The sequence below is a fragment of the Stenotrophomonas sp. STEN013 genome (assembly GCF_056760355.1).
In genome coordinates this window covers 355,835-380,800 of the sequence record NZ_JBRREO010000003.1, presented here as the reverse complement: position 1 = coordinate 380,800, position 24,966 = coordinate 355,835, and the positions used below count along the sequence as shown (strand labels likewise).

At 65.2% G+C, this 24,966-nt stretch carries 25 protein-coding genes; 12 read left to right on the top strand and 13 right to left on the bottom strand.

What is annotated here, in order from left to right:
• Positions 1-16: 16 nt before the first annotated feature.
• Positions 17-1,132: a cyclopropane fatty acyl phospholipid synthase gene (cfa, locus tag ACVOMH_RS09640; protein ID WP_054657920.1), complete on the top strand. Its 1,116-nt coding sequence runs from the start codon at positions 17-19 to the stop codon at positions 1,130-1,132.
• Between the two features lie 71 nt (positions 1,133-1,203).
• On the opposite strand, the gene ACVOMH_RS09635 is transcribed toward cfa, so the two are convergent.
• Positions 1,204-3,375, bottom strand: a complete 2,172-nt coding sequence (locus ACVOMH_RS09635; RefSeq protein WP_481551796.1) for a M3 family metallopeptidase — start codon at positions 3,373-3,375, stop codon at positions 1,204-1,206.
• A 150-nt stretch (positions 3,376-3,525) separates the two neighbouring features.
• Between ACVOMH_RS09635 and ACVOMH_RS09630 the strand changes: the two genes are divergently transcribed.
• Positions 3,526-4,011 (top strand): glutathione peroxidase, encoded by a 486-nt coding sequence (locus ACVOMH_RS09630; RefSeq protein ID WP_481551795.1) that lies wholly within the window; start codon positions 3,526-3,528, stop codon positions 4,009-4,011.
• A 565-nt stretch (positions 4,012-4,576) separates the two neighbouring features.
• Here the strand turns inward: ACVOMH_RS09630 and ACVOMH_RS09625 are convergent.
• The 4 genes from ACVOMH_RS09625 to ACVOMH_RS09610 all read right to left on the bottom strand — a co-directional run bounded on the left by ACVOMH_RS09625 (position 4,577) and on the right by ACVOMH_RS09610 (position 8,429).
• Positions 4,577-5,359: a ferredoxin--NADP reductase gene (locus ACVOMH_RS09625; protein WP_057506008.1), complete on the bottom strand. Its 783-nt coding sequence runs from the start codon at positions 5,357-5,359 to the stop codon at positions 4,577-4,579.
• 84 nt (positions 5,360-5,443) lie between these two features.
• Entirely contained in the window at positions 5,444-7,303 is a 1,860-nt protein-coding gene (locus tag ACVOMH_RS09620) for an ABC transporter ATP-binding protein (protein WP_481551794.1), read from the bottom strand.
• A gap of 81 nt (positions 7,304-7,384) precedes the next feature.
• A complete protein-coding gene (locus ACVOMH_RS09615) occupies positions 7,385-7,714 on the bottom strand; it encodes a BON domain-containing protein (RefSeq protein WP_054657926.1) in 330 nt (109 codons plus the stop codon).
• A gap of 70 nt (positions 7,715-7,784) precedes the next feature.
• Complete coding sequence (locus ACVOMH_RS09610) at positions 7,785-8,429, bottom strand: trimeric intracellular cation channel family protein (RefSeq protein ID WP_481551793.1); 645 nt, start codon at positions 8,427-8,429, stop codon at positions 7,785-7,787.
• A gap of 239 nt (positions 8,430-8,668) precedes the next feature.
• Here ACVOMH_RS09610 and ACVOMH_RS09605 point away from each other — a divergent pair, with 239 nt between their 5' ends.
• Together ACVOMH_RS09605 and ACVOMH_RS09600 are read left to right on the top strand one after the other, a co-directional pair.
• Positions 8,669-10,186: a fumarate hydratase gene (locus tag ACVOMH_RS09605; RefSeq protein ID WP_481551792.1), complete on the top strand. Its 1,518-nt coding sequence runs from the start codon at positions 8,669-8,671 to the stop codon at positions 10,184-10,186.
• Between the two features lie 139 nt (positions 10,187-10,325).
• Positions 10,326-10,961, top strand: a complete 636-nt coding sequence (locus ACVOMH_RS09600; protein WP_481551791.1) for a glutathione S-transferase family protein — start codon at positions 10,326-10,328, stop codon at positions 10,959-10,961.
• Positions 10,962-10,984: 23 nt separating this feature from the next.
• Here the strand turns inward: ACVOMH_RS09600 and ACVOMH_RS09595 are convergent, their stop codons facing one another.
• The gene (locus ACVOMH_RS09595; RefSeq protein ID WP_481524285.1) at positions 10,985-12,094 is read right to left on the bottom strand and encodes a sterol desaturase family protein; all 1,110 of its coding nucleotides are present in this window, start codon (positions 12,092-12,094) and stop codon (positions 10,985-10,987) included.
• Positions 12,095-12,297: 203 nt separating this feature from the next.
• Here ACVOMH_RS09595 and ACVOMH_RS09590 point away from each other — a divergent pair, with 203 nt between their 5' ends.
• Positions 12,298-12,831, top strand: coding sequence for a DsbA family protein (locus ACVOMH_RS09590; RefSeq protein ID WP_481524284.1), 534 nt, complete (start codon positions 12,298-12,300; stop codon positions 12,829-12,831).
• A gap of 43 nt (positions 12,832-12,874) precedes the next feature.
• Here the strand turns inward: ACVOMH_RS09590 and arsC are convergent, their stop codons facing one another.
• The 3 genes from arsC to ACVOMH_RS09575 all read right to left on the bottom strand — a co-directional run bounded on the left by arsC (position 12,875) and on the right by ACVOMH_RS09575 (position 14,996).
• Positions 12,875-13,222 (bottom strand): arsenate reductase (glutaredoxin), encoded by a 348-nt coding sequence (arsC, locus tag ACVOMH_RS09585; protein ID WP_481551790.1) that lies wholly within the window; start codon positions 13,220-13,222, stop codon positions 12,875-12,877.
• 4 nt (positions 13,223-13,226) lie between these two features.
• Positions 13,227-14,366, bottom strand: coding sequence for a phospholipase A (locus ACVOMH_RS09580; RefSeq protein ID WP_083468479.1), 1,140 nt, complete (start codon positions 14,364-14,366; stop codon positions 13,227-13,229).
• A 144-nt stretch (positions 14,367-14,510) separates the two neighbouring features.
• The gene (locus tag ACVOMH_RS09575; RefSeq protein WP_054659173.1) at positions 14,511-14,996 is read right to left on the bottom strand and encodes a DUF456 domain-containing protein; all 486 of its coding nucleotides are present in this window, start codon (positions 14,994-14,996) and stop codon (positions 14,511-14,513) included.
• A 232-nt stretch (positions 14,997-15,228) separates the two neighbouring features.
• Here ACVOMH_RS09575 and ACVOMH_RS09570 point away from each other — a divergent pair, with 232 nt between their 5' ends.
• Positions 15,229-15,438 (top strand): cold-shock protein, encoded by a 210-nt coding sequence (locus ACVOMH_RS09570; protein WP_054658958.1) that lies wholly within the window; start codon positions 15,229-15,231, stop codon positions 15,436-15,438.
• 69 nt (positions 15,439-15,507) lie between these two features.
• Here the strand turns inward: ACVOMH_RS09570 and ACVOMH_RS09565 are convergent, their stop codons facing one another.
• Positions 15,508-15,993 carry a glycine zipper 2TM domain-containing protein gene (locus tag ACVOMH_RS09565; RefSeq protein WP_481524282.1) on the bottom strand — a complete coding sequence of 162 codons (486 nt, stop codon included), beginning with the start codon at positions 15,991-15,993 and terminating at the stop codon, positions 15,508-15,510.
• A gap of 111 nt (positions 15,994-16,104) precedes the next feature.
• Positions 16,105-16,536, bottom strand: a complete 432-nt coding sequence (locus ACVOMH_RS09560) for a cytochrome c (protein WP_054658960.1) — start codon at positions 16,534-16,536, stop codon at positions 16,105-16,107.
• Between the two features lie 73 nt (positions 16,537-16,609).
• Between ACVOMH_RS09560 and ACVOMH_RS09555 the strand changes: the two genes are divergently transcribed.
• A complete protein-coding gene (locus tag ACVOMH_RS09555) occupies positions 16,610-17,443 on the top strand; it encodes a tRNA threonylcarbamoyladenosine dehydratase (RefSeq protein WP_481551789.1) in 834 nt (277 codons plus the stop codon).
• Positions 17,444-17,456: 13 nt separating this feature from the next.
• Here the strand turns inward: ACVOMH_RS09555 and ACVOMH_RS09550 are convergent, their stop codons facing one another.
• Positions 17,457-18,227 carry a TatD family hydrolase gene (locus tag ACVOMH_RS09550; RefSeq protein WP_481551788.1) on the bottom strand — a complete coding sequence of 257 codons (771 nt, stop codon included), beginning with the start codon at positions 18,225-18,227 and terminating at the stop codon, positions 17,457-17,459.
• Positions 18,228-18,230: 3 nt separating this feature from the next.
• On the bottom strand, positions 18,231-18,455 hold the full coding sequence (locus ACVOMH_RS09545) for a DUF6116 family protein (RefSeq protein WP_054658963.1): 225 nt from the start codon (positions 18,453-18,455) through the stop codon (positions 18,231-18,233).
• A gap of 153 nt (positions 18,456-18,608) precedes the next feature.
• On the opposite strand from ACVOMH_RS09545, the gene ACVOMH_RS09540 reads away from it, so the two are divergent.
• From ACVOMH_RS09540 to ACVOMH_RS09520, 5 genes are all read left to right on the top strand, one after another.
• Complete coding sequence (locus tag ACVOMH_RS09540) at positions 18,609-19,436, top strand: glycine zipper 2TM domain-containing protein (protein ID WP_481551787.1); 828 nt, start codon at positions 18,609-18,611, stop codon at positions 19,434-19,436.
• 160 nt (positions 19,437-19,596) lie between these two features.
• Positions 19,597-20,256 (top strand): glutathione S-transferase family protein, encoded by a 660-nt coding sequence (locus ACVOMH_RS09535; RefSeq protein WP_054658964.1) that lies wholly within the window; start codon positions 19,597-19,599, stop codon positions 20,254-20,256.
• A 46-nt stretch (positions 20,257-20,302) separates the two neighbouring features.
• A complete protein-coding gene (locus tag ACVOMH_RS09530; RefSeq protein WP_481551786.1) occupies positions 20,303-22,573 on the top strand; it encodes a thiamine pyrophosphate-dependent enzyme in 2,271 nt (756 codons plus the stop codon).
• Positions 22,574-22,734: 161 nt separating this feature from the next.
• Complete coding sequence (locus ACVOMH_RS09525) at positions 22,735-23,292, top strand: NADPH-dependent FMN reductase (protein ID WP_054658701.1); 558 nt, start codon at positions 22,735-22,737, stop codon at positions 23,290-23,292.
• Positions 23,293-23,541: 249 nt separating this feature from the next.
• On the top strand, positions 23,542-24,966 hold the full coding sequence (locus ACVOMH_RS09520) for a replicative DNA helicase (RefSeq protein WP_481524275.1): 1,425 nt from the start codon (positions 23,542-23,544) through the stop codon (positions 24,964-24,966).

The following is a 24,966-nucleotide window of genomic DNA, read 5'->3' as shown; positions in this document are numbered from 1 at the left end:
CCGTGGAGTGCCAGCGATGGATGCAGGGCTGCAACGACGTGTCGAGGCATTGCTGCAGGAGGCGGACGTTATTCCCGGCGGGGATCGGCCGCAGGACATCGATATCCTTGACCCGCGCTTCCACGCGCGGGTGCTGGCCGATGGCTCGCTGGGGCTGGGCGAGAGCTACATGGACGGCTGGTGGGAAGCCCATTCGCTCGATGGCTTCCTGACCCATCTGCTGGACGCGCGTCTGGACGAGCGCGTCCACGGCAGCGGGGAGGTCTGGGACGCACTCAAAGCCAAGCTGTTCAACCTGCAGGTCGGGCAGGGCAGTTACGAAGTGGGCAAGCGCCACTATGACCTGGGCAATGACCTGTACCGGGCCATGCTCGGCAAGCGCCTGGTCTACAGCTGCGGCTACTGGCGCAATGTCGCCAGTCTGGACCAGGCGCAGGAAGCCAAGCTGGACCTGATCTGCCGCAAGCTCGGGCTGCGCCCGGGGATGCGCGTGCTGGATATCGGGTGTGGCTGGGGCGAGGCGCTCAAGTACGCGGCCGAGCGTTATGGCGTGGAGGGGGTGGGCATCACCATCTCGCAGGAGCAGGCCACCTTCGCGCGCGAGCTTTGCGCCGGGCTGCCGGTGGAGATCCGCCTGCAGGACTATCGCGCGCTGGACGAGCGCTTCGACGCGATCCTGTCGGTGGGCATGTTCGAGCACGTCGGCGTCAAGAACTACCGAGGCTATTTCGAAACGGTCCGGCGCTGCCTCGGCGATCAGGGGCTGTTCCTGCTGCACAGCATCGGTACCAACGTCAGTCGCGAGCGCACCGACCGCTGGATCGGCAAATACATCTTCCCCAATTCGATGCTGCCCTCGGCCGCACAGATCAGCACGGCCATGGAGGGGCTGTTCGTGCTGGAGGACTGGCACAATTTCGGTATCGATTACGACCGCACCCTGCAGGCGTGGCGCGACAACGTGGAAGCGGCATGGGTGCAGCTCGATCCCCGTTATGACGAGCGGTTCCGGCGCATGTGGCGCTTCTATCTGGCCGCCTCGATGGCGACCTTCCGCACCCGCCACTCACAGTTGTGGCAGCTGGTGCTGTCGCCGCGCGGTGTGCCCGGCGGCTATGTCGCGCCACGCTGACTGCCGCAGGTGGTCAGCAAATGAAAACGCCCGGCATGGCCGGGCGTTTTCATTGCAACAATCGCTGCCGCTTAGTTGGTCGCGGTGCCCGAGCTCAGGCCACGCTTTTCCAGCAGGGGTTCGATCTGCGGCTCATGGCCGGCGAAGTTGCGGAACAGTTCCATCGCATCCACGCTGCCGCCCTTGGACAGCAGGGTCTGGCGGAAACGGTCACCGTTGGCGCGGGTCAGGCCGCCATTCTCGCGGAACCACTTCTGGGTGTTGGCATCCAGCACTTCGGACCAGATGTAGGCGTAGTAGCCGGCCGAATAGCCGCCCATGATGTGGCTGAAGTAGGTGGTGCGGTAGCGCGGCGAGACCGGTGCGTAGTAGATGCCGTCCTTCTCCAGTGCGGCGCGTTCGAAAGCGAGCACATCCTTCGGTGCCGGCACGTCACCCACGCCGATCTGGTGCCAGCTCTGGTCCAGCATCGCCGCGCCCAGGTACTCGGTGGTGGCGAAGCCCTGGTTGAACTTGGCCGCGGCGATCACCTTGTCCAGCAACGCCTGCGGCATGGCTGCGCCGGTTTCATGGTGCTTGGCGTAGTTGGCCAGGATGGTCGGCTCGTCGGACCACATCTCGTTGACCTGCGAGGGGAACTCGACAAAGTCACGCGGCACCGCGGTGCCGGCGAAGTACGGGTACTTCACATTGGAGAACATGCCATGCAGGGCATGGCCGAACTCGTGGAAAGTGGTGGTCACTTCGTCCCAGGTCAGCAGGGTCGGCTTGCCCGCCGGCGGCTTGGGGATGTTGAGGTGGTTGGCCACCACCGGCAGGTCACCGCTCAGGCCCGACTGCGAGACGTAGGCGTTCATCCAGGCGCCGCCCCGCTTGGACTGGCGCGCATACGGGTCGAAGATGAAGATCGCCAGCTGGCTGCCGTCTTCGTTGAACACGTCATACACGGTCACATCCGGGTGGTAGACCGGCAGGTCGGTGCGCTGTTTGAAGCTCAGTCCGAACTCCTTGCCGGCGGCGAAGAACACGCCGTCCTCCAGCACCTTGGTCATTTCGAAGTACGGCTTGAGCTGCGATTCGTCGAAGTTGTACTTGGCCTGGCGCACCTTCTCGCTGTAGAACGCCCAGTCCCACGGCTGCAGTTCGAAGGTCGGCTTGCCGGCGGCCTTCTGCTCGGCGTCGATCATCGCCTGCAGGTCGGCGGCTTCGCGCTTGGCGTTGGCCACGGCGGCCGGGGCCAGCTGGCCCAGCATCGCGTTGACCGCTTCCGGGGTCTTGGCGGTCTGGTTGCCCAGCGAGTACGCGGCAAAGTTCGGGAAGCCCATCAGCGCGGCCTTCTCGGCGCGCAGGGTCATGATGCGCGAGACCAGCGCGGTGTTGTCGTACTCGCCGCCGCGGCTGCCGCGCGAGATCGAGGTTTCATAGATCTTCTGGCGCAGTTCGCGGTTGGTCAGGTTGGTCAGCGACGGCTGGCCGGTGGTGTTGAGCAGGGCGATGACGTACTTGCCCTCCAGCTTGCGGGCCTTGGCGGCTTCGGCGGCGGCGGCGATCTGCTCGGCCGACAGGCCGTCGAGCTGCTTGACGTCGTCAACCACGATGAACGAGGCGTTGACCTCGGCCAGCACGTTCTGGCTGAACTTGGTGCCCAGGTTGGCCAGCTCGGCATTCATGGCCTTGAGCTTTGCCTTGTCGGCCTCGGACAGCTTGGCGCCGGCGCGGACGAAGTTGTCATGGTATTTCTCGACCAGACGCACGCCTTCGGCATCCAGGTCCAGTTTGGCGCGGTTGTTGTAGAGGGTCTCGATACGCGAGAACAGCTTGCCATTGAGGTTGATGGCATCGCTGTGCGCGGCGAACCTGGCCGAGTAGTCGGCCTGCAGCTTCTTGCGGGTGTCGTTGGTGTCGGCACCGATCAGCGAGAAGAAGACGGTAGTGGCGCGGTCGAGGATGGCGCCGCTGTTCTCCAGCGCGATCAGGGTGTTTTCAAAGGTCGGAGCGGCCTTGTTGTTGGCGATCGCATCCACTTCCTTGAGCTGCGCGGCCATGCCGGCGTCGAAGGCGGGGGCGAAATCGCTGTCCTTGATCTTGTCGAACTGCGGGTAGTGCAGCGGCAGCGGGCTCTCGGCGAAGAACGGATTGGCCTGTTCGGCCGACTGGCTGGTCGCGGCGGCAGCGCTGACGCTGTAGGCCGGCAGGGCCAGTCCCAGGGTCGCGGCAAGGGCGAGGGCAAGGCGGGTGGTCAAGGTGATGCTCCGGGAAAATACGAAACCCCGAGGGTAACCCGAGGGGGAGATCGGGGGGAGGTGTCAAAGGGCATGGGGCTGGAAAAGGCCAGATTCGGCGCAGTTCGCCGCTGTCGGGCGTAGGCTTGTCCTCCAGACGCAGGAGTTGTCATGCCCAGTGCTTTTGATTTCCAGACCACCACGCTGGCCGGTGAACCGTTGGATCTGTCCCGCTTCCGCGGCAAGGTTCTGCTGGTGGTGAATGTGGCCTCGCAATGCGGCTTCACCCCGCAATACGCCGGGCTGGAGCAGCTCTGGCGCCAGTACCGCGAGCACGGATTGGTCGTGCTCGGGTTTCCCTGCGACCAGTTCGGCCATCAGGAGCCGGGCGATGCGGCGCAGATCCAGCGCTTCTGCAGCCTCGATTACGGTGTCAGCTTTCCCCTGTCGGCGAAGGTAAAGGTCAATGGTGCCCAGGCGCATCCGCTGTGGCGCTGGCTGCAGCGGGAAAAACGCGGTGCGCTGGGGATTGCCGCGATCAAGTGGAACTTCAGCAAATTCCTGATCGGTCGGGACGGACAGGTGTGGGCGCGCTATGCGCCCACGGTCCGTCCGGAATCGATCGAAGCCGATATCCGGTCGGCATTGGCCGGCTGAGGGTGCCGCCACAGCGACGGCTGCTCTTGAGCTCGTCCAGTCCCCTCTGCATGGCTTTGCCGGTCTTGCGCTTGCTCCCCACCGGACCAGGAAAGCATAGGACGGGCAACGCGCCAGGGATGGCGGGGCAACGCAAAAAAGGGGGATAGGCCCCTCGACCGCGAGGCCGTGTCGCCCCTTCGGAGCGCTGGAAAACCCCCTTGCCCCGCAAGCAGGCCGCGTCGGCAGACGCTCGGCAGCGACAAGCTGCTTGGCCGGGGAGCGTGTGAATGCCTTGCCCGCGTTTCCGCAGCGGGCATCTGCCAGGATCGCTTTGCGGTGTGCCGCGATGGCGGCATCCCGCGACTCACGCATCGCCGCCACGACCTTTTCCGGAATGCTTCCCCAAGACAGGCTCCTGCCGGGCATTCTCGATTTGCAGCGCCACCCACTGCTGTCCGATGAAGCGGATATGGGAACTGCTCGATCCCATGACCACCCATCCCTGAAAAAAAGGCCGGATCGTGATGACCCGGCCTATTCACCATAAGAGGTGCTGGCGTATCCGTTACGCCATGACGGCGCGCTATTTCTCGACGAACGCGCGCTCGAACACGTAGTGGCCCAGCTGGCCGATGCGCGGCGACACCTGGAAGCCACGGACATCGAGCACGCTGCGCAGGTCGGCCAGCATCTGCGGGCTGCCGCAGATCATGAAGCGGTCGTTGGCCGGGTCCATCGGCGGCAGGCCCAGCGTCTCCTGCATTTGGCCGCTTTCCATCAGCGCGGTCAGGCGGCCATGGTTGCGGAACGGTTCGCGGGTCACGGCGGGGTAGTACAGCAGCTTGTCACGGACGATATCGCCCAGGATCTCGTCTTCGAAGATGCCTTTCTCGAAGTACTCGCGGTAGGCCAGATCCTGCTCGAAGCGCACGCCGTGTGTGAGGATCACCTTGTCGAAACGCTCGTAGGTTTCCGGGTCCTTGATGATGCTCAGCCACGGCGCCAGGCCGGTGCCGGTGCCCAGCAGGTACAGGTGCTTGCCCGGGTGCAGATCGCTGATCAGCAGGGTGCCGGTGGGCTTCTTGCCGACCAGCACCTTGTCGCCGGGCTTGAGGTGCTGCAGGCGCGAGGTCAGCGGGCCGTCCTGGACCTTGATGCTGAAGAAATGCAGCTGTTCTTCCCAGTTCGCACTGGCGATGGAATAGGCGCGCATCAGCGGGCGGCCGCCTTCGTTTTCCAGGCCGATCATCACGAACTGGCCGTTCTCGAAGCGGAAACCGGCATCGCGGGTGGTGGAGAAGCTGAAATAGGCGTCCGTCCAGTGACGGACTTCAAGCACCGTTTCGGTGCCAAAAGCGGAAGACATACCGTTTCTTTATCTTGGATCGGAGTTAGCCGGCCCATTCTAGCAAAATGAGAGCGCCTCTCATTAACCGTGATTGTGCGGGCCTCAGCGGTAGCCGGCGGCCTGCAGCTCGAACAGTTCGGCGTAGCGGCCGCCTTCGGCCATCAGCTGCGCGTGGGTGCCGCTGGCCTCGATCCGGCCATCGGCCAGTACCAGGATGCGGTCGGCCATGCGCACGCTGGAAAAGCGGTGGGAGATCAGCACCGCGGTGCGGTTGTCGGACAGTTCCTTGAAACGCTGGAACACCTCGAACTCGGCCCGCGCATCCAGTGCCGCGGTCGGCTCGTCGAGGATCATCACCTGTGCATCGCGCATGTAGGCGCGGGCGATGGCGATCTTCTGCCACTGGCCGCCGGACAGGTCCACGCCGGTCTTGAAACGGCGTCCGATCAGTTGCGCGTAGCCTGCGGGCAGACTTTCGATGACTTCGTCGGCCAGTGCCCGGTGCGCGGCATCGCGGATCCGCGACTGGTCATCCATCGCCTCGACCAGGCCGACGCCGATGTTCTCGCCGGCACTGAGGTGGTAGCGCACGAAGTCCTGGAAGATCACCCCCATGTTGGCGCGCAGGTCATCCAGGTCGTAATCGCGCAGGTCGCGGCCGTCGAGCAGGATGCGCCCCTCGTCCGGGTCGTACAGCCGCGCCAGCAGCTTGACCAGGGTGGTTTTGCCGGCGCCGTTCTCGCCCACCAGCGCGATCACTTCGCCGGCGCGCAGATGGAAATCCAGATGCCGCACCGCCCAGCGCTCGGCGTCGGGATAGCGGAAGCCCACGTTCTCGAACACGAAGCCCTCGCGGATCGGCCGCGGTACCGCTATCGCATCCGGACAGGAACGGATCTCCGGCTCGATGGCGAAGAACGAGAACAGGTCATCCAGATACATGGCCTGGCTGGCCACCTGCGAGAAACCGATCAGCAAGCCTTCCAGCAACTGCCGCAGACGCTGGAAGCTGCCGGCCAGAAAGGTGAGATCGCCAATGGAGAAATCACCGCGCACCGTGCGCCAGGCGATGTAGCCGTAGGCGGCGTAGTAGCCCAGCGTGCCCAGCGCCGCCAGCAGCGTGCCCCAGATCGCGCGTCTGCGTGCCAGCCGCCGGTTGGCCAGATAGAACTTGTTGGCCAGCGTGCGATAGCGCTCGATCAGGAAGCGGTGCAGGTTGAAGATCTTCACCTCCTTGGCCGTGTCCACGCTGGCACCGGTCTGGCGCAGGTACTCCAGCTGGCGGCGTTCCGGCGTCCACTGGAAGTTCAGCGAATAGCCCATCGCATTGAAGTGCGATTCGCCGATGAACGCCGGTATCAGCGCCACCGCCAGCAGTGCGATCAGCCACGGCGCGTAGACCGCCAGGCCGACCGCCAGGCTGGTCACGGTGATGGCGTCCTGCAGCTGGCCGAACAGCTGGCTCATCAGGTTCATCCGGCCCATGGTCTGGCGCCGTGCACGGTCGAGCTTGTCCTGCACGTCGGGGTCTTCGAAATCCTCCAGGTCGAGTTCGGCGGCATGCTCCATCAGGCGGATGCTGCTGGCGTTGGTGAACAGTTCCGAGAGCAGGCCGTCGGCATAGCCCACCAGCCGGCCGAGCAGGTCCGAGCCGATCGCCAGCGCCAGTTCGATGCCCAGCAATACCAGCAGGTGGCCCAGCAAACCGCTCGCCAGCGCCTGGTCCAGCGGCGGGAACGTGCCCGGCAGACCGGCCAGCCTTACCGCCTCATCGATGATCAGTTTGCCGACATAGAGCATCGATACCGGCACCAGCGAGCGCACCAGCCGCAGCCCCAGGCTGGCCAGGGTCAGGCGCGGGCTGGTCTGCCAGATCATCCGCAGGAACGGCGGCAGGTTGCGCATGGCGCGGAACCGCTCGCGCAGTTTCAACGGGGCGGCGGTAGGTGTCGGGGGCGGCATGGGCGGCGTAGGGCGGCGGGATGACTCCGGGGTAGCTCATTGTGCCGGGCGCGATCGGGTACGCGGAGCCCGGCGCGCGGCTCAGCGCTCCGGATCCATATCCTGTTCCTGCTCAAGCCCGGCGAGCCTGCCGATCTCCTGCCCGTCCGGGTTGTCGCGCACGGCTTGGCCGGGCGCGCCGAAGGAGTGCTCGCCGGAGTCCACATGCAAGGTGCTGCGGACCTCGCGCACGCCGTCAATCGCGCCGACCAGCTGTTCCACCTCGTGTCTGGTCTGGTGGTCTGGGACATCGCCGCGGAGGGCGACGCACCCGTCCTGGACCTGGACCAGCACCTGTGAGGCACGGCCATGCTGGCCGAGGCTGCGGACGACATCATCACCAATCAGGGTGTCGGAGCGGGGAGCGGACATGAGCGGCTTCCTGTTGCGAGGGGGCTCCACCATGGCCCCGCATCCGTGAGCGTGCCGTGTCGTGACCGCGTTACCGGCGTGGACCTTCCGGGGGCGGCGGATCGGAGGATTGCAGGGCTACCGGCAGATGCCAGCCAAAATGCATGGCCATCATCCGCAGGCCGAAGCACAGGCCGGCACCGGCCAGGGCGCACGGCACCGGGGCCAGCTGCAGCCAGTAGCCGAGGGCGACCACCGCCGCGCCGGCGAGCGCGGCCACCGCATACAGCTCGGCCTGCAACACCAGCGGCACCTGGGCCAGCAGCACGTCACGGGCGATGCCGCCACCGATGCCGGTGAGCATGCCCAGCGCGGCGGCCATTGGGGGATCGATGCCATATGACAACGCCTTCTGCGTGCCCGCCACGGCGAACAGGGCCAGTCCCATCGCATCGAACATCCGCACCGGGAATTGCAGGCGTTCGATCATCGGTGCCCAGAAGAAGGTGACGGTGCCGGCGGCCAGGGTGATGGCCGGGTAGCGCCAGTCGCTGATGGCCGCCACCGGGGTGGCGCCGATCAGCAGGTCGCGGGTGATGCCGCCGGCCAGTGCGGCGGCAAAGGACAGCACCAGCACGCCGAAGATATCCAGGCGGCGGCGTACGCCCATCGTCGCCCCGGACAGGGCGAAGACGAAGGTGCCGATGAGGTCGAGGATCAGGACGAGCGTGTTCATGCGGCTATTGTGGGCGCTGCCCGTGGCCGCGGCCATCAATCTGGTCCGCCGGCGGAAATACGGGTCCGTCCGCCGGCGTGCGGCAATGCCGGACGCCGGCCGGCCCCAAGCCGTTGCGGAGGGGGGCGATCCCGCCACATGCCTCTTGGCCGGCGGGACGCCCGCAGGGCACGGGCCGGCGGCAGGGCGTAAAATGTGCGGCTGGAACCCCCCGCCAGCCCCAAGCAAGCGAGCACGCCGTGACATCGATCAAGCAGGAAGATTTCATCCAGTCCGTCGCCGACGCACTGCAGTACATCTCGTACTACCACCCGGTCGACTACATCAAGAACCTCGCTGCCGCCTATGAGCGCGAGGAGTCGCCGGCGGCCAAAGAGGCCATCGCGCAGATCCTGATCAACTCGCGCATGTGCGCCGAGGGCCACCGTCCGATCTGCCAGGACACCGGCATCGTCACCGTGTTCCTGGAAATCGGTATGAACGTGCGCTGGGACGACGCCACCATGGGCGTGGAGGACATGGCCAACGAGGGCATCCGCCGCGCCTACGCCTACCCGGACAACAAGCTGCGCGCCTCGGTGCTGGCCGACCCGGCCGGCAAACGCACCAACACCCGTGACAACACCCCGGGTGTGGTCAACATCAAGGTCGTGCCAGGTGACAAGGTCGAGGTGATCGTCGCCGCCAAGGGCGGTGGTTCGGAGGCCAAGAGCAAGTTCGCCATGCTCAACCCGTCCGACTCGATCGTGGACTGGGTGCTCAAGACCGTGCCGACCATGGGCGCCGGCTGGTGCCCGCCGGGCATGCTCGGCATCGGTATCGGTGGTACCGCCGAGAAGGCGATGCTGCTGGCCAAGGAGGCGCTGATGGAGCCGATCGACATCACCGATCTGCAGGCCCGTGGGCCGTCCAACCGTGCCGAAGAGCTGCGCCTGGAACTGTACGAGAAGGTCAACGCGCTGGGCATTGGCGCGCAGGGCCTGGGCGGCCTGACCACGGTGCTGGACATCAAGGTCAAGGACTTCCCGACCCACGCGGCCAACCTGCCGGTGGCGATGATCCCCAACTGTGCCGCCACCCGCCACGCCCACTTCACCCTGGACGGCAGTGGCCCGGTGATGCTGGACCCGCCATCGCTGGAAGACTGGCCGCAGATCACCTACGACGCCTCCAAGGGCACCCGCGTGGACCTGGATAGCATCACCCCGGAAGAAGTGGCCAGCTGGAAGCCGGGCCAGACCCTGCTGCTCAACGGCAAGCTGCTGACCGGCCGTGACGCCGCGCACAAGCGCATGGTCGACATGCTCAACAAGGGCGAGGCGCTGCCGGTGGACCTGAAGGGCCGCTTCATCTACTACGTCGGCCCGGTCGATCCGGTGCGTGACGAAGTGGTGGGCCCGGCCGGCCCGACCACCGCCACCCGCATGGACAAGTTCACCCGCCAAATCCTGGAACAGACCGGCCTGCTGGGTATGGTCGGCAAGGCCGAGCGTGGCCCGGCGGCGATCGATGCCATCCGTGACAACAAGTCGGCCTACCTGATGGCGGTCGGTGGCTCGGCCTACCTGGTGTCCAAGGCGATCAAGGCCTCCAAGGTGGTCGGTTTTGCCGACCTGGGCATGGAAGCGATCTACGAGTTCACCGTGCAGGACATGCCGGTGACCGTGGCGGTGGACTCCACCGGCGAGTCGGTGCACAAGACCGGCCCGCGCGAATGGCAGGCCCGCATAGGCAAGATTCCGGTGGTGGTCGAGTAAACCGCCGGCGTTGCTGACGAGACCGAAACGGCCCGGGTTCTGCCCGGGCCGTTTTGTTTTCCGGCGAAGGCTCAAGGCGCAGAGGCACCGGCGCCGGGGGTATCGATAGAATGCGGTTCCGCCTGCCAGAGAGAACGCCATGTCTGTCGTGCTGTATGGATCGCAAAGCAGTGCCTCGCTGGTGGTGCACTGGCTGCTGATCGAGCTGGGCATCGACCACGAGTTGCGCCAGCTGGACTTCGAGCGTGGCGAGCAGAAGTCGCCGGCGTACCTGGCGATCAATCCGGCCGGGCGCGTGCCGGCGTTGCTGCTCGACGGGCAGGTGCTGACCGAGTCGGCGGCCATCGTGATGCATCTGGCCGATCTGCATCCGCAGGCCGGGCTGGCACCGGCACCGGGAACCCCGGCGCGCGGCGATTACTACCGCTGGATGTGCTTCTGCGTGTACACCCTGATGCCGGCGTATCGCAGCTGGTTCTACCCGCACGAACCCGCCGGCGAAAACCACAGCGAGGCGGTCCGGGAACGGGCGCGCGTGCAGCTGGAGGCGGCGTGGCAGCAGGTCGCCGACCAGCTCACCTTCGCCGGTCCGTACCTGCTCGGTGAGCGGCTCAGCGCCGTGGATTTAATGCTGACCATGCTGATGCGCTGGAGCCGCAACCTGCCGCGTCCGAGTGACCGCTGGCCGGCGCTGGCCGCGCATGCCGCGCGCATGAAAGCCCGGCCGGCGTTTGCCGAGGTCTACCGGCGCGAGGGCATCAGCGACTGGCGCTGAGCCGGGGCGCTTGGCGGCAGCTTTCAGTCCACGTGGTCCTGGTACCTGCGCCCGCCCTGGAACGGCATCAGGTGCTGGCTGACGATGCCCTTGGGCACGGTTTCCAGCTTCATCACGCCGTATTCCTCCGGCCACTGCGCCTGGTCGCGCGGCAGTTTGAAAGTGCCCATCAGCATGTCCACCAGCGGCAGATGGATGGCGTAGTTCACATCCACATAGTCCTGCTGCCGGGCGTGGTGCCAATGGTGGTAGCGCGGTAGTACCAGCAGGTATTCCAGCCAGCCGAAACGGATGCCGAGGTTGGCGTGCGCCAGCACTGCCTGCAGCCCGACCAGGATCACGTAGGCGTTCACCGCCGGCGTGGAAAAGCCCAGGATCAGCAGCGGCAGCAGCACCGCGCTGCGGGTCAGCACGATCTCGACGAAATGGATGCGCGAGCCGGCCAGCCAGTCCATGTGCCGGCTGGAATGGTGCACCGCGTGGAAACGCCACAGCCAGGGAATGTTGTGATAGGCCCGATGCAGCAGCGCCTGCGCCATGTCGGCCACGAACACGGCGATCAGGAACTGCGCCCACACCGGCAGTGACTGGATCAGGTTCTTCAGCGCCGGGAAGGCGGCCAGTGCGGCAACCGTGGAGGTCGAGGCGGTGACCAGGATCAGGATGAACTGCACCAGCACGTGGCTCATGAAGAAGTAGGCCACGTCGGTGCGCCAGCCCGGCCGCAGCGGCGACAGGGCGCGCTTGCCCAGATAACGTTCCAGCGGCACGAACACCAGCGCCGAGAAGAACAGCGACAGCACGAACCAGTCCAGGCCGAGCGAGTAGGGCGTCTGGCCGATGGCGTCGAACTGCACATTGGTGCCGCCCAGCAGCACGGCCAAGGTGGCACTGCCCACGCCGAGTGTGGCGATGCGCTTGTTGCGGTCGCGCAGGATCGCCATCGTGCCTAGGATGAACGCGGCCACCAGCCCGACCAGCAGCAGGTGGCGCGCGAACTGCTCGTTGTAGACCGCGCGGAACTCGCGGCTGGTCAGCAGTTCGGGAAAGTGGAAGCAGGCCACCGCCAGCAGACTCAACAGGCCCAGCAGGGCCGAGGTGTAGGCGAAGAACGAACGGTACTTGCGGGGCATGCGCTGACTTCCTGTCGGTGTGGCGGGATTTTGCCTGCGGGATCGGCGCAGGGAAAGTGGAGCGGTGGCCAGACGGTGTGCCGTGGCAGTTGGAGCGTTGGCCGCGCTTCACGCCGATAGCTCGGTCGCCGGGGTAGGTTCTCCTGCAGCCCGCGCGTTGGCCGCGGCCGGCAGGTCCGCAACGATCATTGGGGAGGCCATGTATGAGTGTGCTGGGTGTTCCGGCGAGTGCGCAGGATCATGTGGCCGGCAACCTTGCCGCTCCGGTCGTGCTGGTGGAATACGGCGATTACCAATGCACGGCGTGCGGCGAAGCGTTTTCGCTGGTCAAACGTCTGCAACAGCGTTTCGGCAGCTCGCTGTGCGTGGTTTTCAGGCACTTCCCGTTGCAGCTGTCGCATCCGCAGGCCTGGGCAGCGGCGGTAACGGCCGAATATGCAAGCACATACGGGCGCTTCTGGCAGGCGCATGACGCGCTCTACAGCGCCCAGCCGCAGCTGGGTGAGGAATTCTATCGGGAGCTGACCCGGGAGCTGGGAATGTCCGAAGAGGGGCTGGTGGCGGCGCAGGAGGATCCGGCCTACCGACAGCGTATCCAAGCCGATATAGACAGCGGCATGCGCAGTGGTGTCACCGGCACGCCGTCATTCTTCATCAACGATCGCGCGTTCTTGCCACGACAGCATCTTGAGGAGTTGTACGAGGCGATCCTCGCCGTGGGTGGTAAGACGTTGTAGAGGGGCGGGGGCGGGAGCGCCAAGGTCCGTCGCCCCGTGGGGCTCAGAGCAGGGCGTTCACGGTTTCCGGTGGGCGGCACAGTGCGGTGCCTTTGGCCGTGCGCACGATCGGGCGGTTGATCAGCGCCGGGTGCGCGACCATGGCGTTGATCAGCGCCGCCTCGTCGTCCAGCTGCGCGGCCAGCCCCAGCTCGCTGTAGGCGGCCTCCTTGCTGCGCAGCAGGTCGCGGGCGGGCATGCCCATTTCGGCCAGCAGGGTCCGCAGTTCGGTCGCAGACGGTGGCGTATCCAGGTAGTGGATGACCTCCACCTGCACACCGGCCTCCTGCAGCAGCGCGAGCGCACCACGTGAATTGGAACAGCGGTTGTTGTGCCAGATTGTCGCTTTCATTGCCTCAGAACCACTCCAGTAGCGAGACACCGACGCCGACATAGGTCGCGCGGTGGTTGTAGTCGATCATGCTTTCGCCGTAACCGTCGAACACCTGCACATGACCACGCAGCAGGTTGTTGATCGGAAAGCCGTAGTCCAGCTGCAGCGAGCCGTGCGCGCGGTCGCCGCTGCGCAGCGAGTGGCGACCGGTCAGGGCCACTTCATGGCCGTTGCGGTTGTAGATGACGCTGGCATCGCCACGGCCCATGTAATCGTCGATATCCGGGTTGTTGTCGTCCTTGCGCCCTTCCGGAATGCGGTACCACGGGCGCAGCATCACTGCCCAGTTCTCGCGGTCCAGACCGACGTTGAGGATCACCCGGTTCCAGCTGCGCGAGAGCGGGTCGCTGCGGCCGTTGGACTGGTGGTTGAAGCTGACTGCGCTCATGCGGCCGTTCCAGCCGAACAGCGAATAGCCGTTGCGGAAGGCCAGCATCACTTCCGGCTCGTAGTTGGTTTCACGGAACGGGCGCGAGATTTCGCTGTTGTAGGCCTGCCAGCGCGAGCTCTGGGTGTAGCCGACCCAGAGGTCGCCGTTGTCGCCGAACAGGTTCTCGGCCACCTTGGTCTTGAAGCTGAGCTGGAACTTCAGCTCGGTGCTTTCCAGCTCCTCGGCCTGGGTCACCGAATTGGCCGGGTTGGGCGAGCGCGGCATCACGTTGGGCTTGCTGGTCCAGAATGCCGGCAACAGGTACACCGGCTTGTAGGCACGCAGCTGGAAACGGCCCAACTTCGAATCCCTGGCCAGTTCCCAGCGGCTGTCCCACAGCGAACCGCGCCCGGCGTTGGCCGCGGCAGCGGCCAGGTCGTCATGTGCGAACAGCTCGTTGCGTCGCGGCAGCGGCTCGTCCAGGGCCTTGGCGGTGGCTTTGGCTTCCTTGCGTGCCTGCTGTGCGGCAACGGCGGCGGCATCGGCGGCGCGGGTATCGGCCGGCGAGCGTCCCAGTGCCTTGTCGTAGCAGGCCAGCCGGCTGGCATCGGAGTCCAGCGCGAAACAGGCCTGTGGCGATGCCGGATCGGTGATCGATTCCTGTCCCAGCGCGTAGGCGCTGGGTCCGCTCAGAGCGAGCAGGATGGCGAGATGAAGCGGAAGGCTGCGCATGGGCATGATCCGGTCGCGGAAAGTTGAAGCCTGCTTCGGATGCGGGCCATGGAAGGATGTCCGCTGCGGAGCAAGTGGTCAGGTCAGGCGGGATTGTCGGTGATTGTCTCGTGCAGGGGGAGTCATGAGACACCGGCGGCCCGCTCAGAAGAACCACGCCACGGCGAAAACGCCGAGCATGGCCACCGCCAGGCCAAGTTTCAGCGCGACCCCGAGCACGATGCCCAGCCACGTGCCGAGTCCGACCTTGGTGGCCTGGCCGAGCTTGCGCCCGTTGATGTATTCGCCGGCCAGCGCACCGGCGAACGGTCCAACGAACAGGCCGATCGGCATGAAAAACAGGCCGGCCACGGTACCTATCGCCGATCCGACCAGGGCCAGCTTGCTGGCTCCGACCCGCTGTGCGCCGATCACCGTGGACAGCACGTCGATCACCACCGAAATCGCGGTCAGGACGCCCAGCAACAGCAAGGGGAGCCAGCCGACCCGGTCAAACCCGTCGGTCCACGCCGCGACCAGCAGCCCGGCGAACACCAGGGGCACCCCGGGCAGCGCCGGGAGAATGACGCCTGCGATCCCGGTCACAACCAGCAGTCCGGCCAATACGTACAAGATGAATGAATAGTCCATAGGGGTCCGGCTGATGGGTCAAAAGGGGGTTGACAGAGTGACTTTTACCCGATTGCAATTTCATTTGTCCCGGGTTAAGTTGCAGCCGCTGAGCTTGGCAAGGTCACCGTGAATCGTGGCCTGATGGGTAGATCGAACGATTTGCTGCATCGTTGCACCTCGCTTCCTCCTTGCAGTCAGCCGCCTTGCGGGGCGTATCCATCAAACTCAGAGCTACAGGGAGTTAGTCGAGATGTCTGATCGCGAAACCGGTACCGTCAAGTGGTTCAACGACGCCAAAGGCTTTGGCTTCATCAGTCGTGAGAATGGTGAAGACGTTTTTGTGCACTTCCGCGCCATCCAGACCCAGGGCTTCAAGAGCCTGAAGGAAGGCCAGCAGGTCACCTTCACCGTGGTCCAGGGCCAGAAGGGCCTGCAGGCCGACGCCGTACAGCCGGTCTGATACGCCGCTGGCGGCAGTAAAAAGGCCCGCGCGAGCGGGCCTTTTTGCTTGTCCGTGGAGCATTGCCAATCAACGCAGTACGACGCGCCCGTTGACCACGCGCACATAGGTGTTCTCGCGGATGCCGCCCAGATCCTTCTGGTTGACCACGATCACGCGCCCGTCATCCATGCGGACCTGGATGTCATACGAATTGCCGGTGACATTCTGCTGGATCTTGTTGCCGGCCAGAGCGCCGGCTGCGGCGCCGGCTACGGCGGCGATGTTCTTGTTGCCGCGGCTGCCGCCCGTGTGATCGGAGATCTCATGGCCAGCCACCGCGCCGACGATGCCACCCAGCACCGCGCCGGTCGCCGCCGGTGCGGTGCGGCCCGATGCCACGGTGTCGATGCGGGTCACGATCCCGCAATCACGGCACTGGTTCTGGTTGTAGCCATTGTTGCTGTTGCCGTAGCTGCCGCCATTGTTGTAGCCGCCACCGTAGCCGGGCGACGTGGCGCAACCGGCCAGAGCCAGACTGGCGATGGCGCCTGCAGCGATCAATTGAATCTTCATGGTGTTGCTCCTTGCCAGATGGGGATTACGGGCATGTGGTTTTGCCCGGCACCCGGATCGTGTCGTTTGGCACGTGAATGGAGCGCCAACCACGGGTGAATTGGGTGCGGCTTACTTGAAGTCCTGATGGCAGGCCTTGCAGTCACTGCCCAGCTTCTGCAGCGTGACGGCGAGCGCCGCACAGTCGCTTGGCACGCTGGCCAGCGCATCATTGAGTGTGGCGCGGAACTGGCTGGCATGCTGCTGGAAGCGCGCATCGTCCTTCAGGCCGGGGAATGCCAGATCCAGGTCGTTGGACAGGGCGCGCAGCGTCTGCAGGCGCGGGGCCACGTCGCTGGGCGCACAGCGGTTCTGCTTCTGGCTTTCGCCGAGCAGCTGCGATTGCTTGGCCAGTACGGTCATCAGGCTGTCGGGAAAATGGTCCTGGCGCTCCTGGATCGCACGCATCGCCATGACCGTTGCCACCACCCCGAGCAGCAGGCCGAGAACCAGGATGAACAGATAGCGGGAGGCCTTGGACTGGGTGCGGACGGGATCTGACATGCGGGTGTCTCCGGACAAGGAATGCCGATGGTACGACGCACGGACTGCTGCCGACCACGGTTAAAATGGGCGCATGAAAGAGTCATTGCGTGAACGCTTTGCCGGTATCGACCGGCTGTATGGTGCCGGGACCATCGAGCACCTGTCCGGCTGCCGGGTCGCGGTGATCGGCATGGGCGGGGTCGGATCGTGGATTGTCGAGGCGCTGGCGCGTTCGGCGGTCGGGCATCTGACCCTGATCGATGCCGACGATATCTGTGTCTCCAACACCAACCGCCAGCTGCCGGCACTGGCTGGCCAATATGGACGCAACAAGTCCGTGGCGATGGCCGAACGCTGCCGGGCGATCAATCCCGAGATCGAGGTCGAGGCCGTCGAGGCGTTTTTGACCGTCGCCAATATGGCCGAGCTGCTGGATCGCCGGTTCGATCTGGTGATCGACGCCTGTGACAGTTTCCGGGTCAAGGTCGAGGCCATCGCCTGGTGCCGGCGGCGCAAGCTGCCGATGATCACCGTGGGGGCGGCTGGCGGACGTACCGATCCAACCCTGGTGCGGGTGCGGGATGTCTCGCGTACCGAGCACGATGCGATGATGGCGTTGATCCGCAAGAAGCTGCGTGCCGAGTTCAATTTTCCGAAGAATCCGCAGCGGTATTTCGGGGTTTCGGCGATCTACTCGCTGGAGAACGTCAAGTATCCGCAGGCCGATGGCAGCGTCTGCGGGCTGCGCCCCAACCTGGGCGCGGATGCGGCGCTGAAGCTGGACTGCGGTGCCGGGCTGGGTGCGGCCACCCACATCACCGGGGCATTCGCCTTTGCCGCCGTCGGCCGGGCCCTGGAAATCCTGCTCAAGCCCCGCGACAGGGCCGCTGCCACTTCAACGGCGGCGATGGCCGTGGTCGAGTAACCGAGTTGCCCGGTCAAGGGCCGGGCAGAGCGAACAGGCGACGGGCGTTGGCGGTGGTCTGCGCGGCGATCTCGCCGGCCGGCTGCTGGCGTAGCTGTGCCATCACCTCGAGAATGGCCGGCAGCCGCGCCGGCTCGTTGCGCTGGCCGCGGATGGCGGCGTCCGGCTGGTCCGGGGCATCGGTCTCCAGCAGCAGGTACTCCAGGGGCATCTGTGTGAGCAGGCCGCGCAGGCGGTTGGCGCGGTCGTAGGTCACCGGGCCACCGAGGCCGATCAAAAAGTCCATCTCCCACAGCTGCCGGGCCTGTTCGGGGCTGCCGGAAAAACTGTGGACCACGCCGCGCAGCCCGCCGATCCGCCGCATCGTGTGGATCACCTCCTCGAGGGCGCGGCGTGCATGCACGATCAGTGGCAGGTCGAACTCGCGCGCCAGTACCAGCTGTCCGTTGAAATAGGCGCGTTGCGCATCCGGGTCGAGACTGTCGACGAAGAAGTCCAACCCGCATTCGCCGATGGCACACGGACGCTCCCGGGTGATCCAGTCGCGCAGCTGGTCTAGGTGTTCGGGCCGGTGCTCGGCCACAAACATCGGGTGCAGGCCGTAGGCTGGATACAGCCCGCTCTCCAGGGTGCAGACCGTGCGCAGCTTGGGCCAGCGGGCGGCGGTAATGGCCGGGACGATCTGTACCGTCACGCCCGCGGCGCGGGCACGTTCGATCACCGCGGCACGGTCTCCATCGAACTCGGGCGCGTCCAGATGGCAGTGGCTGTCGATCAGCTGCACGGTTCAGCGCTTGCGTGCAATGACCGCAGGCTCGATGGCTGGATCCTTGCGCCGCTTCCAGTTGGCCAGCAGCAAGGTGCCCAGCGCGAACAGGATCTCATCGATGAACGGGATGGGATCGGGCAGCAGCATGCTGATCACGAACAGTGCCGCGGTGATCTTGAACAGGGTCGGGTAGCGCAACTTGCGTGCCCAGGACATCAACGGCAGCAGTATCGGGCTGGACATTTGGGTGGCCTGCGGGAAGAGGAGGGGGACGCTCGCAATATTGCGACGAAGCCTGAATTTTGTAAGGGGCAGATGCGGAAATACCTGCCTCTGTTCAGCATTATCATGCTGGAATCCCCCCAGTCAGCGCGGATGGACCGCAAGGAGCCGACGATGAAGAGCAACACCACAACGATTCTGGTCGCCGCCGGCGCGCTGCTGGTGGGCGGTATTGCCACGGCGGCCTTCATGAGTGGGCGCGACAAGGCGCCGCTTGCCGCCGGCACCGAGGGGACGACTCCGGTGCTGGACAATTCCGCCTTCACCGACGATGCGGCGGTCAGCGATGCGCTGGCTGCCGGTGGCAAGCTCGACTACGCCGATGTGCTGAAGGTCGCTCCGATGACACAGAAAGAGCGCGCCTATGCCACGGTGATCGGTACCGAGCCGGTGCGCGAAACCTCCACCACCACCGTGCCGCACGAGGTGTGCGAGGATGTGGTGGTGCAGGAGCGCCTGCCCGAGCGTGATGGCAATGTCGGTGGTACGGTCGCCGGCGCGGTGATCGGTGGCCTGCTGGGCAGCCAGGTCGGTGGCGGCAACGGCAAGAAGGCCGCGACAGCCGCCGGTGCGGTCGCCGGTGGTGTGATCGGCAACCAGGTCGACAAACGTCACGTCGGTGGTCGCGTCGTCAGCCGCACCGAGCGCCAGTGCCGCACCGAGAACACCACCTCCGAATCCTCGCGGGTAACCGGCTACAACGTCACCTACCGCAATGCCGACGGCAGCACCGGCACCATGCGGATGGACAGCAAGCCGGGCAACCGCATTGCGATGGGCAACACCGATCAGACCATCGGCTACGACGTGACCTACCGTTACGACGGCGCTGAAAAGACCGTCCGTATGGAAAGCCGCCCGGCCAGCGACCGCCTGCCGGTCATCGATGGCCAGGTGGTGACACAGACTGCCAAAGTGGATGCAGGTAGCACCCGCCAGTAATCGCAGTACTGTCGCGCATATCAAAAGGGCCGGCTTTGCCGGCCCTTTTCTGTTGCCGGCCCCCCGGAAATTGCTGCAGGCGCACTTTCCAACGGCCAGTGATTGCGGTGTGATGAGGGCGCATACGTTGTACCGGCCGCCACCTTCTGGAACCGTATCAATGGTGAAACCTGACGCTCCGTTGACTGTGCATGGCATGTCGACTTCGGGCAATTGTTACAAGGTGCGCCTGCTGCTTGAGCAGCTTGGCGCGCGCTATCGATGGATCGAGGTGGACAGCGCCGGTGGTCAGACCCGCACGCCGCAGTTCCTGGCGCTCAATCCCAATGGAAAAGTGCCGGTCGTGGAACTGGGCGACGGGCGCGTGCTCACCGAATCCAACGCCATCCTGTTCTGGCTGGCCGAAGGCACGCCCTTGCTGCCGGTTGATGGCTGGCAGCGTGCGCAGGCGCTGTCGTGGATGTTCTTCGAGCAGTACAGCCATGAGCCGTATATCGCCGTGGCCCGTTTCATCAGTGGCTGGGCACGGGACGACTCCCCACGCCGCGATGATCTGCCGCGCCTGCGCGAACACGGTCATGCCGCACTGGCGGTGATGGAGCGGCACTTGTCGCTCGCTACCTGGTTTACCGGGCCCGACTACGGCATCGCGGACATCGCCCTGTTCGCGTACACCGCCGTCGCCGAAGACGGGGGCATTGCGCTGTCCCCGTATCCGGCCATCCAGCAATGGCTGCAGCGGGTACGCGCGCAACCCGGCTTCGTGGCGATGCCCGCACCGGAGGCGCAGGTGCTTGCCCGTATCGCCACCCGCTGCTGAACCTTTTTTCCCCGCCCAACGCGACTGTCACGTGGAGTCTGTCTGCATGTTTGCCCGTGTACCGAATCCCCTTCCGGCCCGCATGAAGGGCCTGAACCGCGCCGAGATCTGCGATACCAATTTCATCGAATTCGTAACCGGGCTGGGCCAAGGGCCTGGCAAAGGGCCGCAGGACGGCGCGCCGGTGCTGCCGGGGAGCGCACTGGACGCCCGCGGCTTCCGCGAACTGTTCGAATCACAGCTGATCAGCCGTCATCTGGATCTGATGGCGCGGGTGTTGCGCGTCCAGAACAAGGTCTTCTACACGATCGGCTCCTCCGGGCACGAGGGCAATGCGATGGTCGCGCGTGCCGCGCGGCACACCGATCCGGCCTTCCTGCACTACCGTTCCGGCGGCTTCATGGCCGAGCGTTTCCGCAAATTGCCGGGCCTGGACCCTGTAATGGATTCGGCCCTGTCCTTCGCCGCCAGCAAGGATGATCCGGCCAGCGGCGGCCGCCACAAGGTGTGGGGCAGCAAGCCGTTGTGGGTGTTGCCGCAGACCTCGACCATCGCCTCGCACCTGCCCAAGGCGCTGGGCACGGCGATGGCGATCGAAGCCGGCAGGCGCGTGGGACATGCGCTGCCGATTCCCGACGACAGCATCACCATCTGTTCCTTCGGCGATGCATCGGCCAACCACGCCACCGCGCAGACCGCGTTCAATGCCGCCGCGTGGAGCAGTTTCCAGAAACTGCCGGCGCCGGTGCTGTTTGTCTGCGAGGACAACGGCATCGGCATCTCGGTCAAGACGCCGGAAGGCTGGATCGCCGAGAGCTTCCGCCATCGCCCGGGTCTGGACTATTTCCATGCCGATGGGCTGGATCTGGCCAGTGGCTATGCCGAGGTGCAGCGTGCGGTGGAGCATTGCCGCAAGACCCGGCGACCGACCTTCCTGCATCTGCGCACCACGCGGCTGATGGGCCACGCCGGTACCGATTTCGAGATCGAATGGCGCGCGCTGGAGGAGCTGTGCGCGGTGGAGGCGGGTGATCCGCTGCTGCGCTCGGCGCAGATCGCGGTCGAGTCGGGGCTGATGGACAAGGCCGAGGTGCTGGCGCTGTACGAACAGACCCGAAAGCGCTGCTTTGCCGCCGCCGAAGCGGCCGACCAGCGCCCGCGCCTGACCGGGCTGGCCGAGGTGATCGCTCCGCTGGCGCCTTACACGCCAGACAAAGTACAGGCGGAGGCCAGGCGGGGTGACTACCGCGAGCGGCGCCTGCAGGTGTTCGGCAGCGATGCGGCCTTGCCGGAGAACCAGCCGCCGAAGCATCTGGCCGTGCAGATCAACCAGGCCTTGCACGACCTGTTCGCCAAATATCCGGAAACGATGCTGTTCGGCGAGGACGTGGCGCAGAAAGGCGGCGTCTACACGGTGACCAAGGGCCTGCAGAAAGCATTTGGGCCGCGCCGGGTGTTCAACACCCTGCTGGACGAGACAATGATCCTTGGTATGGCGCAGGGGTTTGCCAACATGGGCATGCTGCCGCTGCCGGAAATCCAGTACCTGGCCTACCTGCACAATGCCATCGACCAGGTGCGCGGCGAGGCTTGTTCGCTGCAGTTCTTCTCCAACGACCAGTATCGCAACCCGATGCTGATCCGCATCGCCGGGCTGGGCTACCAGAAGGGCTTCGGCGGCCACTTCCACAATGACAACTCGATCACGGCCCTGCGCGACATCCCCGGTTTGGTGGTGGGCTGCCCTTCGCGCGGCGACGATGCCGTGGCGATGCTGCGCACCTTGGCGGCGCTGGCCAAGGTGGACGGCCGCGTGTGCGTGTTCCTCGAGCCGATCGCGCTGTACATGGGCAAGGACCTGTACGAAGCGGGCGACGGGCAGTGGCTGTTCCCATATCCGGCCCCGGAACAGGCGCTTACCCTCGGTGAAGGACGTGTTTACGGTGCGGGAAGCGAGGATCTGGTCATCTTCACCTATGGCAACGGTGTGCCCATGAGCCTGCGTGCGGCCAAGTCCATCGAGCAGGCGCAAGGCTGGAAGGTGCGGGTGGTGGACCTGCGCTGGCTGGTGCCGCTCAATGATGCCTGGATCGCCGCGCAGGCCAAGGGTGCCAAGCGGATTGTCGTGGTCGATGAGGGGCGGCATAGCGCCGGTGTCGGTGAAGGGGTGATCACCGCGCTGGTCGAGGCCGGTTACGGGGACATTCCGCTGCGGCGGGTGACCGGTGTGGACACCTATACACCACTGGCCGGCGCCGCGTTGCTGGTGTTGCCGGGGGAGAACGACGTGGTGGCCGCAGCGGCGCAGCTTGCGTGAGACACCGCGGGCACATGAACTCGGCTTCACGCGCGCCGGCGACAGGCAGTGGCGGTTTCAGGGGAGTGAAAACAGCCATCTTCCTTGGGTGGGCACGCTCCTTCATCCACCGCGAAGGCGTGCCCGGCTAGTGTCTATCCACTTTTCATGACGAGGTCGCCATGAGCCCTTACAAGATCGCGGTTTTCGTTGGCAGTCTGCGCAAGGAGTCCATCAACCGGCGTCTGGCCCATGCCTTGGAAAAGCTGGCTGGCGACCGCGCCAGCTTCGATTACATCCAGCTCGATGACATCCCGCTGTACAACCAGGATCACGACAGCCGGTTTCCGGCCCAGGGCACACGGCTGAAGAACCAGGTGCGCTCGGCCGATGCGGTACTGTTCATCACGCCCGAGTACAACCGCTCCATTCCCGGGGTGCTCAAAAACGCCATCGATACCGGTTCCAGGCCACAGGGGGACAATGCGTTCCAAGGCAAGCCGGCAGCGCTGATCGGCGCCTCCTTCGGCAGTGCCGGTACCGCCATGGCGCAGCAGCACCTGCGCAACGTGCTGGTGGCGGTGGGCTTGGCCGCAATGGCGCGGCCGGAGGCCTTCGTGCAGTTCAAGGAGGGGCTGATCGAGGCGGACGGCACCGTTGCCAGCGAAGGCACGCGCAAATTCCTGCAAGGCTTTCTGGATGCCTTCTTCGACTGGATCCAGACCCAGCAGCCCAGGTGACGGCCTGGCGCGGCCCCGGTAGCCCCATTCACGGTCGGTACGTGCCCGGGCGTCGGGTTTTGCGATAATCATGTCCCCGACATTGCAATGGTGCCGGGGACTTTTCTGTATGGCCACCCACGTCCGGTACGCCAGCGCCCCCGCGCGGGGTTGGTTTGTGGACAGGTTGTCCACAGAGTTGTCCGTATCCCGGTGGCCGATGCCCACCTAACATGGCCGCACGGCCTTACTGCAGGAAATACGCTTTTCATGTCCGCCCGCACTGGTTTCCGTTCCGACCGTAAAGACCGCGCTGATCGTGCCGATCGCAGCGAGCAGCGCATCGACGCCTTGCGTGTGCCCCCGCATTCGGTGGAAGCCGAGCAGGCTGTGCTCGGTGGCCTGATGCTGGCGCCGGAAGCCTACGATCGGGTCAACGAGGCGCTGACCGACAAGGATTTCTACCGGCGTGACCACCAGCTGATCTACCGGGCGATCTGCGAATTGTCCGAGCGCGATCGTCCGTTCGATGCGGTGACGCTGGGTGAGTGGTTCGAATCGCAGGGCAAGATGGAGCTGATTGGCGATGGCGCCTACCTGATCGAGCTGGCCAGCACCACGCCATCGGCCGCCAACATCAGCGCCTATGCCGAGATCGTGCGTGACAAGGCCGTGCTCCGGCAGTTGATCCAGGTCGGTACCGACATCGTCAACGACGGCTTCCAGCCGGAAGGGCGGGACAGTGCGGAACTGCTTTCGGCGGCGGAGAAGCAGGTGTTCGCCATTGCCGAGCAGGGCGCCCGCGGCCGTACCGACTTTGTGGCCATGCCCGGCGCACTGAAGGACGCGTTCGAAGAGCTGCGCAACCGTTTCGAGAACGGCGGCAACATCACCGGACTGCCGACCGGCTACAACGATTTCGACGCGATGACCGCCGGCCTGCAGCCGACCGATCTGATCATCCTGGCCGCACGTCCGGCAATGGGCAAGACCACTTTTGCGCTGAACATCGCCGAATATGCGGCGATCAAGTCCAAGAAGGGCGTGGCGGTGTTCTCGATGGAAATGTCGGCATCGCAGCTGGCGATGCGCCTGATTTCCTCCAACGGCCGCATCAACGCCCAGCGGCTGCGCACCGGCCAGCTGGAGGACGAGGACTGGAGTCGCGTCACCGGCGCGATCCGCATGCTGAAGGAAACCAAGATCTTCATCGACGACACGCCGGGCGTGTCGCCGGAGATCCTGAGATCCAAGTGCCGACGTCTGAAGCGCGAGCACGATCTGGGCCTGATCGTGATCGACTACCTGCAGCTGATGAGCGTGCCGGGTAACAGCGAAAACCGCGCGACCGAAATTTCGGAGATATCGCGCTCGTTGAAGGGTCTGGCCAAGGAGCTGAACGTGCCAGTGATCGCCCTGTCCCAGCTCAACCGCTCGCTGGAAACGCGTACCGACAAGCGCCCGGTGATGGCCGATCTTCGCGAATCCGGCGCTATCGAGCAGGACGCGGACATGATCGTTTTCATCTACCGCGACGACTACTACAACAAAGAAAATTCGCCGGACAAGGGCCTGGCCGAGATCATCATCGGCAAGCACCGTGGTGGCCCGACCGGCTCGTGCAAGTTGAAGTTCTTCGGTGAATACACCCGCTTTGACAACCTTTCGCACGACTCGGTGGGATCGTTCGAGTAA

What these genes read in the sequence shown, in the direction of transcription:
- ACVOMH_RS09590 (WP_481524284.1), top strand. Translation starts at nt 12,298, where the DNA reads ATGAGTGTGCTGGGTGTTCCGGCGAGTGCGCAGGATCATGTGGCCGGC.
- ACVOMH_RS09565 (WP_481524282.1), bottom strand. Translation starts at nt 15,993, where the DNA reads ATGAAGATTCAATTGATCGCTGCAGGCGCCATCGCCAGTCTGGCTCTG.
- ACVOMH_RS09625 (WP_057506008.1), bottom strand. Translation starts at nt 5,359, where the DNA reads ATGTCTTCCGCTTTTGGCACCGAAACGGTGCTTGAAGTCCGTCACTGG.
- ACVOMH_RS09540 (WP_481551787.1), top strand. Translation starts at nt 18,609, where the DNA reads ATGAAGAGCAACACCACAACGATTCTGGTCGCCGCCGGCGCGCTGCTG.
- ACVOMH_RS09610 (WP_481551793.1), bottom strand. Translation starts at nt 8,429, where the DNA reads ATGAACACGCTCGTCCTGATCCTCGACCTCATCGGCACCTTCGTCTTC.
- ACVOMH_RS09535 (WP_054658964.1), top strand. Translation starts at nt 19,597, where the DNA reads ATGGTGAAACCTGACGCTCCGTTGACTGTGCATGGCATGTCGACTTCG.
- ACVOMH_RS09575 (WP_054659173.1), bottom strand. Translation starts at nt 14,996, where the DNA reads ATGGACTATTCATTCATCTTGTACGTATTGGCCGGACTGCTGGTTGTG.
- ACVOMH_RS09600 (WP_481551791.1), top strand. Translation starts at nt 10,326, where the DNA reads ATGTCTGTCGTGCTGTATGGATCGCAAAGCAGTGCCTCGCTGGTGGTG.
- ACVOMH_RS09530 (WP_481551786.1), top strand. Translation starts at nt 20,303, where the DNA reads ATGTTTGCCCGTGTACCGAATCCCCTTCCGGCCCGCATGAAGGGCCTG.
- ACVOMH_RS09545 (WP_054658963.1), bottom strand. Translation starts at nt 18,455, where the DNA reads ATGTCCAGCCCGATACTGCTGCCGTTGATGTCCTGGGCACGCAAGTTG.
- arsC (WP_481551790.1), bottom strand. Translation starts at nt 13,222, where the DNA reads ATGAAAGCGACAATCTGGCACAACAACCGCTGTTCCAATTCACGTGGT.
- ACVOMH_RS09580 (WP_083468479.1), bottom strand. Translation starts at nt 14,366, where the DNA reads ATGCGCAGCCTTCCGCTTCATCTCGCCATCCTGCTCGCTCTGAGCGGA.
- ACVOMH_RS09560 (WP_054658960.1), bottom strand. Translation starts at nt 16,536, where the DNA reads ATGTCAGATCCCGTCCGCACCCAGTCCAAGGCCTCCCGCTATCTGTTC.
- cfa (WP_054657920.1), top strand. Translation starts at nt 17, where the DNA reads ATGGATGCAGGGCTGCAACGACGTGTCGAGGCATTGCTGCAGGAGGCG.
- ACVOMH_RS09630 (WP_481551795.1), top strand. Translation starts at nt 3,526, where the DNA reads ATGCCCAGTGCTTTTGATTTCCAGACCACCACGCTGGCCGGTGAACCG.
- ACVOMH_RS09555 (WP_481551789.1), top strand. Translation starts at nt 16,610, where the DNA reads ATGAAAGAGTCATTGCGTGAACGCTTTGCCGGTATCGACCGGCTGTAT.
- ACVOMH_RS09520 (WP_481524275.1), top strand. Translation starts at nt 23,542, where the DNA reads ATGTCCGCCCGCACTGGTTTCCGTTCCGACCGTAAAGACCGCGCTGAT.
- ACVOMH_RS09525 (WP_054658701.1), top strand. Translation starts at nt 22,735, where the DNA reads ATGAGCCCTTACAAGATCGCGGTTTTCGTTGGCAGTCTGCGCAAGGAG.
- ACVOMH_RS09595 (WP_481524285.1), bottom strand. Translation starts at nt 12,094, where the DNA reads ATGCCCCGCAAGTACCGTTCGTTCTTCGCCTACACCTCGGCCCTGCTG.
- ACVOMH_RS09615 (WP_054657926.1), bottom strand. Translation starts at nt 7,714, where the DNA reads ATGTCCGCTCCCCGCTCCGACACCCTGATTGGTGATGATGTCGTCCGC.
- ACVOMH_RS09570 (WP_054658958.1), top strand. Translation starts at nt 15,229, where the DNA reads ATGTCTGATCGCGAAACCGGTACCGTCAAGTGGTTCAACGACGCCAAA.
- ACVOMH_RS09620 (WP_481551794.1), bottom strand. Translation starts at nt 7,303, where the DNA reads ATGCCGCCCCCGACACCTACCGCCGCCCCGTTGAAACTGCGCGAGCGG.